General features: G+C 42.5%; 9 protein-coding genes. 1 reads left to right on the forward strand and 8 read right to left on the reverse strand.

The genetic code is table 11. The features are described from left to right. Window positions 1-875: 875 nt before the first annotated feature. The 3 genes from csrA to recA form a co-directional block, all read right to left on the reverse strand. Window positions 876-1,073, reverse strand: a complete 198-nt coding sequence (gene csrA, locus MSG37_RS01265; RefSeq protein ID WP_006082602.1) for a carbon storage regulator CsrA — start codon at window positions 1,071-1,073, stop codon at window positions 876-878. A 521-nt stretch (window positions 1,074-1,594) separates the two neighbouring features. Then, the gene (gene alaS / locus MSG37_RS01270; RefSeq protein WP_248468759.1) at window positions 1,595-4,222 is read right to left on the reverse strand and encodes an alanine--tRNA ligase; all 2,628 of its coding nucleotides are present in this window, start codon (window positions 4,220-4,222) and stop codon (window positions 1,595-1,597) included. 362 nt (window positions 4,223-4,584) lie between these two features. Then, window positions 4,585-5,652 (reverse strand): recombinase RecA, encoded by a 1,068-nt coding sequence (recA, locus tag MSG37_RS01275; RefSeq protein WP_248468760.1) that lies wholly within the window; start codon window positions 5,650-5,652, stop codon window positions 4,585-4,587. A 320-nt stretch (window positions 5,653-5,972) separates the two neighbouring features. Here recA and mutS point away from each other — a divergent pair, with 320 nt between their 5' ends. Then, the gene (gene mutS / locus MSG37_RS01280) at window positions 5,973-8,552 is read left to right on the forward strand and encodes a DNA mismatch repair protein MutS (protein WP_248469130.1); all 2,580 of its coding nucleotides are present in this window, start codon (window positions 5,973-5,975) and stop codon (window positions 8,550-8,552) included. An 83-nt stretch (window positions 8,553-8,635) separates the two neighbouring features. Here the strand turns inward: mutS and rpoS are convergent, their stop codons facing one another. The 5 genes from rpoS to MSG37_RS01305 form a co-directional block, all read right to left on the reverse strand. After that, complete coding sequence (rpoS, locus tag MSG37_RS01285) at window positions 8,636-9,595, reverse strand: RNA polymerase sigma factor RpoS (RefSeq protein ID WP_248468761.1); 960 nt, start codon at window positions 9,593-9,595, stop codon at window positions 8,636-8,638. A gap of 75 nt (window positions 9,596-9,670) precedes the next feature. Then, window positions 9,671-10,558: a peptidoglycan DD-metalloendopeptidase family protein gene (locus tag MSG37_RS01290; protein ID WP_248468762.1), complete on the reverse strand. Its 888-nt coding sequence runs from the start codon at window positions 10,556-10,558 to the stop codon at window positions 9,671-9,673. Window positions 10,559-10,616: 58 nt separating this feature from the next. After that, window positions 10,617-11,252 (reverse strand): protein-L-isoaspartate(D-aspartate) O-methyltransferase, encoded by a 636-nt coding sequence (locus tag MSG37_RS01295; protein ID WP_248468763.1) that lies wholly within the window; start codon window positions 11,250-11,252, stop codon window positions 10,617-10,619. Between the two features lie 108 nt (window positions 11,253-11,360). Next, on the reverse strand, window positions 11,361-12,110 hold the full coding sequence (surE, locus tag MSG37_RS01300; RefSeq protein WP_248468764.1) for a 5'/3'-nucleotidase SurE: 750 nt from the start codon (window positions 12,108-12,110) through the stop codon (window positions 11,361-11,363). After that, a complete protein-coding gene (locus tag MSG37_RS01305; protein ID WP_248468765.1) occupies window positions 12,107-13,174 on the reverse strand; it encodes a tRNA pseudouridine(13) synthase TruD in 1,068 nt (355 codons plus the stop codon). The genes surE and MSG37_RS01305 overlap by 4 nt, the downstream gene beginning before the upstream one ends. Window positions 13,175-13,195 lie beyond the last annotated feature (21 nt).

A 13,195-nucleotide genomic window follows, 5' to 3' on the forward strand; every position in this document is an offset into this window, starting at 1 on the left:
TTCGAACCCTCGATGGGAGTTAAAGCCCATACTCCCTTAGCAGGGGAGCGCCTTCGGCCACTCGGCCACCTCTCCGTTTCTTGGCGCACATATTACTGTCTGCCGAAAATAAGTCAAACCCTTTTTAAGAAACCATTCGCGTTTGAACTGTTTTTAAGCATCTTGTTTGTATAACAGTCTAACTTCCCTTTAAAAGTAGGTTTTTTGCCACTTTATTAGCGATATTTTTCGCTGCTAAATGGCAAAACCAATCTCTACCGAACTTTTAAAACATCTGCTCAATCGTTAATTTTGATCTAAAAATTACTTAAGTCGATATTCAAAGCTCATTTTATCTCCACAAGGAGACCAAAAATCACAGTGCAGAGCTGTAAAGCCAGCTAAAAAAGAAGTGTTAACCTAGCACTTTACTCCAAACTAATTGCTATTATGGTTTCAAGACTCAAGCCAAACAGCTTCAATTACCCAGCTCACAAACTATAAGGCATCGATTTCGCCATACCTAAATGTGTATTTAAAGCTCTGCAGCTACAGTTATCCCTTACAGCCCTACTCGCTAAATTTATAATCTCATATATAGTCGCGCAGAAAACTATCCTTTAATCTGTCTTTCTTTGTCCTCCCCGAGTTCCCTACAACGTTTCCTATATACCGCTTTCCAACTACCAAGTGCTAAGCCTCAATCGCAACGAAAACCTGAACGAGTAACTAAGATAAATCTCTTTACGCAAGCTCATCATATAGCAGAGACTTCTGTTTAAGGTTATATCATTGACCAATGCAGTGATTATGCTAGTAAGCATATACAAAATTCAAAAATGAAAAAGCCAGCTGTAATAGCTGGCTTCTAGAATTCTTCATTGATCTTTGCTAGATCAAAAGTTACCGCCTTCAGATGGCGTACCTGATTTTTCAGATTGAATGCGTTGATAAATCTCTTCACGATGTACAGAGACTTCTTTAGGTGCATTTACACCAATTCTTACTTGGTTACCTTTAACGCCTAATACAGTGACCGTTACTTCGTCACCAATCATCAGTGTTTCACCAACACGACGAGTCAATATCAGCATTACTTTGCTCCTTTAGTTCCTAATTCTGCTTTATACGGCACAATTCCGTTATATTTGTATTATAAGGTCAGCTTAGTACAAATTAACAGTTTTCTATTAGAAAAGCGTCAAATAATTACACCTTTTCGAGTATTAAATCACAGTTTCTGCACTGAAACCTTTTTAACCAGTTTAAGAAGAACTTTTACCCGATATCATCATTATCAAGCGTTAACATTAAACTAGCATGAATTAATACTTTCCCCAAATTTAAGCTTACATATTACAAACTTTAAGCAAACAACTCACTATTTAAGCTGATAAAACAACCAAAGCATTTGCTGATAAAAATATAGATAAAAGTAATGTTAAGCCCCTATGTAACCTAATTACCTGACTAACGTTATAAACCCTCAATGCTTTGGATAAAACCCGCCAAAATAGCCAATATAAGTAGTTTTATTCATCTTGAAACTAAACCATAAAAAAACGCCCAATTAGGGCGCTTTTATATCTAGCTATCTCATTCAACAAGCTTCAAATTAAACTAGCTTAGCTGTGATCCATGGAAGCACTTGCTCTAGTGCTGCATCAAGATTTTCTGGTTGGCTACCGCCAGCTTGTGCCATATCAGGGCGTCCGCCACCTTTACCACCAACTTGTTGTGCAATCGATGCTACAAGTTCACCAGCTTTAACTTTACCGGTAAGATCTTTAGTCACACCTACAATTAGGTTAACTTTCTCTTCGCCAGCAATCGCTAAAACCACAATACCTGATTGTAGTTTTTGCTTTAGTTCATCTTGAAGACCACGTAATGCACTAGCATCAACGCCTTCTAACTTCTTAATAAGCACTTTAGCGCCGTTAACGTCTACCGCTTCACCGGCAAGATCAGCACTTGTAGCCGCAGCTAACTTATCTTTTAACTGAGATAGCTCTTTTTCAAGCTGCTTAGTTTTATCAAGTTGTGCTTTTAGCTTAGCAACAACTGAAGCGCTATCGCCCTTCAATAATGCCGCGGCTTCTTCAAGCTCAGCTTGTTGCTTAGCAACATAAGCCATCGCTGCAGCACCAGTAACCGCTTCAATACGACGAACACCAGCAGCAATACCGCCTTCTGAAGTGATCTTGAATAAACCAATATCACCAGTGCGACCTACGTGTGTACCACCACATAGTTCGATTGAGAAATCGCCCATTGTGACAACACGTACTTCAGCATCGTACTTTTCGCCAAATAGTGCCATTGCACCTTTTTCTTTAGCGGTTTCAATGTCCATCACTTCAGCTGTTAGCTCGTGGTTACGACGAATTTGCGTGTTTACTAACTCTTCAACTTCTTTTAGCTCTGACGCTTTTACGCCTTCAAAGTGAGAGAAGTCAAAACGTAAGCGTTCTGGATCAACCAATGAACCTTTCTGGCTCACGTGCGTACCAAGTACTTGGCGTAAAGCTGCGTGTAAAAGGTGAGTCACTGAGTGATTCAATTCAGTTCTATGACGAAGCTTCTTATCAACATTAGCCGTCAATACTTGACCAACCTTAATAGAACCAGCAGCAACACGGCCGATATGACCAATTGCTTGAGCATACTTTTGCGTATCAGTTACAGCGAATTCAATGCCATCGGCAATCAACACACCTTTGTCACCACACTGACCACCTGACTCGCCATAAAATGGTGTGTTATCAAGTACGATAACAACATCATCGCCAGCAATTGTGCTATCGACTGATTCACCGGCTTTAAAGATTGCAGTTACAGTGGCTTGATTATTTAGCTCAGTGTAACCAGTGAAGCAGCTTTGCTCTTCAATCTTTAAACCTTCGTTGTAATCAGTATCAAACTGACCAGCTGCTTGAGCACGACTGCGCTGCTCAGCCATTGCCGCTTCAAAACCAACTTCGTCCACTGTGATTTCACGCTCACGACATACGTCAGCTGTTAAATCTACAGGGAAACCATATGTGTCATAAAGCTTAAATGCAGTTTCGCCATCTAACACATTCGTTGTTAGCTCGTTAAGGGCTGCATCTAAAATACCTAGACCACGTTCAAGTGTACGAGCAAATTGCTCTTCTTCCGCTTTTAGTGACTTCTCAACAATAGCTTGTGTTTCTTGCAGACCTTTTGCCGCATCAGCGCCCATCACTTCGATTAGTGTTGGTACTAACTTGTAGAAGAAGCTTTCAGTTGCGCCTAACTTGTTACCATGGCGCACTGCACGACGGATAATACGACGAAGCACATAACCACGGCCTTCATTTGACGGCATAACACCATCTGCAATTAAGAATGCACATGAACGAATGTGGTCAGCAATCACGCGTAATGATTTGTTTTCAAGATCAGTTACACCAAGAATAGCCGCAGCTTTCTTGATCAATGCTTGGAAAATATCAATTTCATAGTTTGAGTGTACGCCCTGCATAATCGCAGCGATACGCTCAATACCCATACCGGTATCAACTGATGGCTTAGGTAGTGGCTTCATTTCACCGTCAGCTTGACGGTTATACTGCATAAATACGATGTTCCAGATCTCGATGAAACGGTCACCATCTTCTTCAGGAGTACCTGGACGGCCACCCCAGATATGATCGCCATGATCATAGAAAATTTCAGAACATGGACCACATGGACCAGTGTCACCCATCTGCCAGAAGTTATCAGATGCGTAAGCCGCGCCTTTATTGTCGCCAATACGGATAATATTTTCAGCAGCTACGCCGATTTTCTTATTCCAAATTTCAAATGCTTCATCATCAGTTTCATAGATGGTGACACATAGACGCTCTGTTGGAAGCTTTAACTCTTCAGTTAAGAAGGTCCATGCAAATTTAATCGCATCTTCTTTAAAGTAATCACCAAAGCTAAAGTTACCTAACATTTCAAAGAATGTATGGTGACGAGCAGTGTAACCAACGTTATCTAAATCGTTATGTTTACCACCAGCACGTACACAGCGCTGTGAAGAAGTCGCGCGCGAGTAGCTACGCTTATCGGCACCCAAAAACACGTCTTTAAACTGGTTCATACCCGCATTAGTAAATAGTAGTGTTGGATCGTTCGCTGGAACGAGAGAGCTACTATCTACGACCTGGTGACCATTAGTGCGGAAATATTCCAAAAAAGCACTTCGCAGTGCTGCAGTGGTTTGATACATGAAACCGTCCTGAATTAGGTTGTGCAAATAAGCCTAAAGGGCTAACTGTTAAATTTTTATGGATAGCATTATAAGCAGAGTCATGTCTAACAACCAGCCCTGTTGATACAAAACTGTGTGTCTACTAAGAAATTAAACTATGGCTAAAGCAATATTTGTAGCGATTCAATGCTAGTTAGCTTTATTGAAGCTGAATTTACGGTCTTCGATATCAAAGTGGAAGTAATACCATTCATCGTTTGAAGCGGGTAATTTAGAACTCTAACGAATACTCTAGGGCTGAAAACAAAAAATCGCGAAGCAGCAAAGCTGCATCGCGATTTATTTAACTCAAGTCCGTTTTGCTTTGACTTCGGCTCTACTTAGAATACTTCACCAGTTTCTAGGTCGATATTATCACCAGCTGTATCAGCCGAATCTGCAGCAACTTTCTCGCCATTACCTAAAAGCATAGCGCGTAAGGTTGTTTCAATTTCATCTGAAATTGCTGGGTTCTCGATTAAGTACTTACCTGCATTAGCACGGCCTTGACCAATCTTGTCGCCTTTATAGCTGTACCATGCACCTGACTTTTCAATCAGCTTGTGCAATACACCTAGGTCAACTAATTCACCAGTACTGTTAATCCCTTGACCGTAAAGAATTTGGAATTCAGCTTGTTTAAATGGCGCCGCAATTTTGTTTTTAACGACTTTAACGCGAGTTTCGTTACCAATCACTTCTTCTCTATCTTTAATCGCACCTGTACGACGGATATCTAGACGAACTGAAGCGTAGAACTTAAGGGCGTTACCACCAGTAGTCGTTTCAGGGTTACCAAACATTACACCAATCTTCATACGGATTTGGTTAATGAAAATAAGCAGTGTATTTGATTGCTTAAGGTTACCTGCAAGCTTACGCATTGCTTGGCTCATCATACGAGCAGCAAGACCCATGTGAGAGTCACCAATTTCGCCTTCGATTTCAGCTTTAGGGGTTAACGCCGCTACTGAGTCGACAATGATTACGTCAACCGCGCCACTGCGAGTTAGTGCATCACAGATCTCAAGCGCTTGCTCACCCGTGTCTGGCTGTGAACAAAGTAGGTTATCAATATCTACACCAAGCTTTTTAGCGTAAATAGGGTCAAGAGCGTGCTCAGCGTCGATAAAAGCACAAGTTTTACCTTGCTTTTGCGCTGCAGCAATTACTTCTAATGTCAGTGTCGTTTTACCAGAAGATTCAGGCCCGTAGATCTCAACGATACGACCCATTGGTAAACCACCAGCACCCAAGGCAACATCCAAAGCAAGTGAACCTGTAGAAATAGTTTCTACGTCCATTGAACGGTCTTCGCCTAACTTCATGATTGAGCCTTTACCAAACTGCTTCTCAATCTGACCTAAAACAGCGTTCAGTGCTTTCTCTTTATTTGGATCTGTCTTCATTCCGGATATCCTCTGGACCGCAGTGCTACGTATGATTGGCACTGAATTATCATTTAGGTGATGACTCAATTAGCCTTGGCTAGAGCCTCAATATGAAACTAGTATACTGTACAATCATACAGTATCAAGTACTGTGTAAAAATATTTTACAAAACACATAAAATCAAATACTTAAACTCACATTATAATTTTAACCAGTAATTTATTCAGTAAACACTGTAAGAATTACGCCTAAAATGACCAAAATATTGGTAAGATTAGCGCCAATATTGTTTAAGGCGCTACTAGACGCCGCAGTAAATGACAGGCAAAACAAATCGATGACAGCTATTGATCCGCAAGGCTTAGAAAAACACACCCCAATGATGCGTCAGTATCTCACCCTAAAAGCTCAGCATCCTGACATGTTGCTCTTTTATCGTATGGGCGATTTCTATGAACTCTTTTATGAAGATGCTAAACGCGCTTCAGAGCTACTTGGGATCTCATTAACTGCGCGGGGCAAAAGTGGTGGCGACCCTATTCCTATGGCAGGCTTGCCTTACCATGCAGTTGAGGGCTACTTAGCTAAACTAGTGCAATTGCGAGTATCTGTCGCTATCTGTGAACAAGTGGGTGACCCTGCCACATCAAAAGGCCCTGTTGAGCGCAAAGTCGTACGTATTGTGACTCCAGGAACACTGACCGATGAAGCCCTGCTGCAAGAGCGCCAAGACAATCTGCTTGCAGCACTTTATCAAGGCAAAACCGGCTACGGTTACGCCACACTGGATGTCGCATCAGGGCGATTTGTGATCACTGAGCTTGCCAATACCGAAGCATTAGAAGCTGAATTACAGCGTACAAACCCAGCGGAACTACTTTATAGCGAAGACTTTTCGCAGATGAGTCTGATTGCAGGAATGAACGGTACACGCCGCCGTCCTGAATGGGAGTTTGACTACGATACCTGTCATCGTTTACTACTCAATCAATTTGGCACCAAAGACTTAAAAGGCTTTGGCATCGAAGATGCAAGACTGTCACTGCAAGCCGCCGGCTGTTTGATGCAGTATGTAAAAGATACTCAACGCACAGCCTTGCCGCATATCAACTCGATTGTGCGCTTTAATCAGTCCGATAGTATCGTGTTAGATGCTGCCACCCGCCGCAATCTTGAACTAACAGTAAACTTGCAAGGCGGCCGCGAAAACACTTTGGCATCAGTGCTTGATAATACAGTGACACCAATGGGAAGTCGTATGCTTCAGCGCTGGTTACATCAGCCACTGCGTGATCATGACATAATTAGAGCGCGACAAGCATCGATTGCAGAATTATTAGAGTCTGGTGACTTTGAAACATTATCTGACGATCTAAAAGCACTAGGCGATATAGAACGTATTACTGCACGTATCGCACTGCGTAATGCTCGTCCTCGCGACTTTGCTCGTTTGCGTCAAGCCTTAGCTTTACTTCCGCAGTTACAGCAAACACTCATCCAAGCAAATGCTGAGCACCTCAAATATTTGTCACAGGTGATTGGTGAGTTTCCAGAAGAACTTGATCTATTAACGCGTGCAGTTGTTGATAACCCGCCTATGCTTATTCGCGATGGCGGCGTTATTCAAGAAGGTTATAATGCAGAGTTAGACGAATGGCGCAGACTCAGTGAAGGCGCTACTGATTACTTGCATGAGCTCGAAGCCCGCGAGAAAGATCAAACTGGTATTTCAACCCTTAAAGTTGGCTACAACCGAGTACATGGCTACTACATTGAAGTTAGCCGCCGTGAATCTGATCTCGTGCCATTAAGCTACCAGCGCAGACAAACACTCAAAAACACTGAACGTTACATCATCCCTGAGCTAAAAGAACACGAAGAAAAAGTGCTTTCTAGTCAAGGCAAAGCGCTAGCGCTTGAAAAGCAATTGTGGGAACAGCTATTTGACTTAATCTTACCAAAACTGCATGAACTACAAGACTTCGCTAAAGCAGCTGCAGAGCTTGATGTACTTTGTAACTTTGCAGAGCGTGCTGAAAGCTTAAACTACCACTGCCCAGAGTTATCGCTAACACCTGGGATCCAGATTGAAGCGGGTCGCCACCCTGTTGTTGAGCAAGTTAGCCAAAGTCCGTTTATTGCGAATCCAGTAACCCTGAACAATCAGCGTAAAATGTTAGTGGTGACAGGCCCTAACATGGGTGGTAAATCTACCTATATGCGCCAAGTCGCTCTTATTACATTAATGGCGCATATTGGTTGTTATGTACCAGCAGAGCACGCTGTAATTGGCCCTGTTGATAGAGTATTTACCCGTATTGGCGCATCAGATGACTTAGCATCAGGTCGCTCTACCTTCATGGTAGAAATGACTGAAACGGCGAATATCTTACATAACGCAACGCCTAACAGCCTAGTATTAATGGATGAGATTGGCCGCGGCACATCTACTTATGACGGCCTTTCACTTGCTTGGTCTGCAGCAGAGTATTTAGCCAAACACTTGCAAGCGATGACTCTATTTGCCACCCACTATTTTGAGCTAACTCAACTGCCTGAACTATTGTCGAATGTAGAAAATGTGCATTTAGATGCGGTAGAGCACGGCGACAGCATTGTGTTTATGCATGCAGTACAAGAAGGCGCTGCCAGCAGGAGTTACGGTCTACAGGTTGCAGCACTTGCTGGTGTACCTAACTGTGTGATTAATGCCGCCAAGCATAAACTGCAACAGCTAGAAAGTCGCGAGCATAACTCCGAGCAATCAGGTGATAAAGCGCCGCAACAGCAAGCAATGAGTTTTGCAACGCCAGCTCCATCGCCAGCGCTAGAGGCATTAAGTAAACTCAATCCAGATGAATTAACACCAAAGCAAGCACTGGATTATTTGTACAATCTTAAAAAATTAGCTAAATAGCAAACATAAAAAAGCGCAGTTGCAATCAACTGCGCTTTTTCTTTTGTTCACTCTTTAACTTTTAAGATGTCTTTTACTAAAAGTTACGCTTTAAAAATAGCTTCTACTGACAGCCCTTGAGCGCCAAGCAAATCTTTAAGACGTTTCAATGCCTCAACTTGGATTTGACGAACACGCTCACGTGTCAAACCAATCTCTTTACCGACATTTTCTAGTGTAGACGGTTCATAACCTAACAAACCAAATCGGCGCGCTAACACTTCACGTTGCTTGGTATTAAGTTCATCGAGCCATTTTACCACTGACTTAGACATATCTTCGTCTTGCACTTTATAGTCTGGGCCAACATTGTCATCATCTGCCAGCACATCTAACAGTGCTTTATCACTTTCACCGCCAAGCGGAGTATCAACAGAGGTAATTCTTTCATTAAGTTTAAGCATGCGGCTAACATCTGCGCTTGGTAAATCTAATTGATCTGCAATCTCTTCCGCTGTCGGTTCATGATCTAACTTATGTGCCAACTCTCTTGCGGTGCGCAAATAGACGTTAAGCTCTTTAACCACATGGATAGGTAAACGGATGGTACGTGTTTGATTCATGATTGCGCGTTCGATTGTCTGTCTAATCCACCAAGTAGCGTAGGTAGAAAATCGAAAGCCTCTTTCAGGATCAAACTTTTCAACGGCTCGGATTAGGCCCAAGTTGCCTTCTTCGATAAGATCAAGTAGCGCTAAGCCACGATTATTATATCGACGTGCAATTTTGACAACGAGTCTTAGGTTGCTTTCAATCATGCGATTACGTGACTTTTCACAGCCCTTAAGGGATTTACGTGAAAAATACACTTCTTCCTCAGCACTGAGGAGTGGGGAAAAGCCAATTTCACCAAGATACAGCTGAGTGGCATCGAGGTTCTTCTGCAAGTCATCTTGGACTTGTTGCTCTAATTCAGCTTCTTTAACGTTTAGGTTATTAGTCGGCTCGTTAAACGAGTTATTCTTTGCTTGCTCTGCTACAGCAGCGTTTGTAGGTCTGCCCATAATATCTCTCCCGAATTTTCATTTAATTACTGCACTTCACTATCCTCCGATTTGCCAAATTTGGCGGCCTAAAAACTATTTTTTAGGCAAAAATTTAAGTGGGTTTACTGACTTACCGTGATACCTAATTTCAAAATGCAGCATCACCTTGTTAGTTCCTGTACTACCCATTTTCGCAACTGTTTGACCAACATTAACAACTTGCTTTTCTTTCACTAAGATCTTGTCGGCATGTGCATAAGCACTTAAATAATCATCACTGTGTTTAATAATAACTAAGTTACCATAGCCTCTAAGTGCGCTACCTGCGTAAACAACCCTACCACTAGCAGCCGCTCTGATAGCATCACCTCGATTACCGGCGATCTTTATACCTTTATTTCCCTGCTCTTTGGCCGAGAATGTACCAATCACTTTTCCGTTTACAGGCCATAACCACTTACTTACTTTCACAGGAAGCTCGGCTGGCTTGTGGATAACACGGTTAGTATCTTGTTGACTGGTTGTTACAGAATACGCAGGCTTTTGGCTAGGATCAAGTTGTTTTTTTGACCAATCTTTTTTACTACTTTCGACTGACGCAGTTGAGTTAACCTTCTGTTTATTAGTGTTTTTACTTGGATTAGAGCTTGGTTTCGACGCTACTGCAGCCACTTTTTTGACAGGTTTGCTATTTGTAACAGTTTTTTTAGAGTTAAGACTCAATACCTGTCCAGGGTAGATGGTATAAGGGGTTGGTAGGCTGTTGCTCTTAGCTAAATCAGCAAAATCTTTATTTGCTCCCCAAGCAATCGAATACAAAGTGTCACCTTTTCGAACTACATATTTAGTGCCAGTAATCGAACCTTTGCTAATTGAAGGTGCTGATGGTCCATTTAATGACTCTACAGGTGCAGGACGTTCGGCTTGAAAGCTACAACCTGATAGCAGCATTAACATGATAGAAAATCTAACTAACCTCATTATTGGCCCTGAGCTCCAATTGGCAAAATGGATGATTGTTCAGTAATGATCACAAGCATTAAGCAAGCTCACCATTTACTAATGGTACAAAGCGCACCATTTCTATTGCTTGCGAGGTAAATTGTTCACCTACACGTGTGACTTTCATTAATTGCTGGTTTACCTCACCAACCGGAATAAGCAATACCCCGCCATCTGCTAATTGAGCAAGCAGCGCTTCAGGAATAGAGGCGGCAGCAGCCGTCACCATAATCGCATCATAAAGGCCTTTACTCGGCCAGCCTTGCCAACCATCACCATATTTAAACGCAATATTATGCAGATCCAACCGCTTCAATCGCTGCCTTGCTTGAATTTGTAAACTTTTAATCCGCTCAACAGTGCAAAGCTGCGGTACAAGTTGAGCTAAGATTGCCGCTTGGTAACCTGAACCCGTTCCAATTTCTAAAACTTTATTAGGATTAGTTTGCAGCAAGATTTCAGTCATGCGTGCAACGATATAAGGTTGTGAAATCGTTTGCCCTTGGCCTATTGGTAATGCGGTATTTTCATATGCTTTATGGCCAAGCGCTGGATCTAAAAACTGCTCTCTTGGGGTATTTGCCACAGCTTTTAACACAGACTCATTGCGGATCCCTGCCTCATACAATCGTTTTGCGAGGTTCAATGCAGAAGTTGAGGCAACGAAGGTCATAAATCATTTTCCATAATTCAAAAATAAACAAATTAAAACGTAAAAACACACACACAATAAAACGGCTGCATTAAATAGCAGCCTTTCTAAAACTACCAATATCGCAACTTAATCAATATCAGCCAACCAATCTTCTAAGGCGTTGAGTTTTTCAAAGGCCGTTAAGTCAACTGTTAGCGGCGTAATAGATACATAGCCATTTGCCACTGCAAAAAAGTCTGTGCCTTCGCTAGCATCTTGCTCATCACCCGGTGGGCCTAACCAAAATATTTCTCTACCAGCAGGATCTTGTGTACGTACCATTCCCTCTGCACGATGACGAGCACCTAAACGAGTGATTTTAATCCCTTTGATTTCAGCTAAAGGTAAATCAGGCACATTGATATTTAAAATCTTATCTTGAGCTATTGGCTTTTGTTGTAATGCTTTAACGATTTTTAGCGCATAATGCGCTGCCGTATCGTAATGCTTTAACTCATGGCCGACTAACGAGATCGCAATTGCAGGAAAACCTAAAAATCTGCCTTCCATCGCAGCTGCAACAGTGCCGGAGTATAAGGTGTCGTCACCCATGTTAGCTCCGGCATTAATACCTGACACCACCATATCCGGCTCGTCTTGGTAAAGCTCACGAATAGCTAGATGCACGCAGTCTGTTGGTGTTCCACTAACTGAAATAAAGCCATTGTCTAACCTATTCAGTCGCAACGGATTGGTCAAGGTTAATGAGTTACTCGCACCAGAGCAGTTTCTGTCAGGACCAACGGTTAGCGTTTCTGCAATACTGCTTAATGAATGCGTAAGTGCAGCTATGCCCTCAGCGTTTACGCCATCGTCATTACTGATTAAAATCTTCATGACTGAGCCTCATTACTTTTTTGCTCTGCAAGCATCTGCTTACGGGCTAATTCTTTTACATCTTGGTACAAGAACAATTCGCGCAGCAATGAAGTTGCATAAGAGCCTGATGGTAATGCAAACTTTAAGGTAATGGTATCTTCATCTACTTGATACTGCAGATGTTGTGGCTCAAGTAACAAAGCACGACGCTCTTGATTAAGACCAGCTTGCTCTAGCCCTTCCCTGTCGACAGTTAACTCAGCTAATGCATCAGCTTCACATGTTGCTGCATCAGCTTGTGCCAGTGGCAAACCACGCCCCCATAGAGGTGCTGAAAGCTGAATGTCTTTTTTTGCAAGGCGCTGAGTTAACGTGTCATCCCATTGCTCTGCTACAAAGTAACTCTTACTCCCAGCAAGAAGCACACAGTCGCCAGTTAACACAGAGGTACCATGAGCCGCTAAACGTGCAGAACTAGCAATGTTAAATAGGTTAGAGCGCACTGCAGACAAATACATACTGCGCTTATTTCTGTCTTTAACTTTACGGCCAGTGAACATTTGGCGGCCAAAGACTAAATTCTTACCATCGTTACCAAAGCGTTGCTCACCGAAGTAATTCGGTACGCCTTGCTTTTTTACTTTCTCAATACGAGCGACTACATCAGCCATATCGCTAACGTTACGCAGCGTTAATGTAAAACGATTACCCGCCAGTGCGCCTATCCGTAACTTCTTAGTGTGTCTTGAAGCACTCAAAATAGTGATCTGTTCACTGTTTAGTTGCTGCCAGTCAGGCGTTTCTTTACCAGGAATACGTACACCGAACCATTGCTCAGTTACCGCATGCTTGTCTTTTTGGCCCGCATAGGTGACTTCTTTAGGGTGCACATGGGCGAAACTTGAGAGCATTTTAGCGACTTCTACCGTATTTAATCCCTCTTTACGAATGTGCAGTAAGTGATGCTCTCCCTCACCTGTTGGCGCAAAAGGCAAGATCTCTTGCACTTGAAAATCGCTATTATGGGTACGCAAGTCTGCAGTCGCTAACGGCTTGCCGTATAAATAATGTAATTCACTCATATCGCTAATTGTTCTCAAAAA

This window comes from Shewanella sp. 1CM18E (assembly GCF_023161665.1).
Classification (GTDB): domain Bacteria; phylum Pseudomonadota; class Gammaproteobacteria; order Enterobacterales; family Shewanellaceae; genus Shewanella.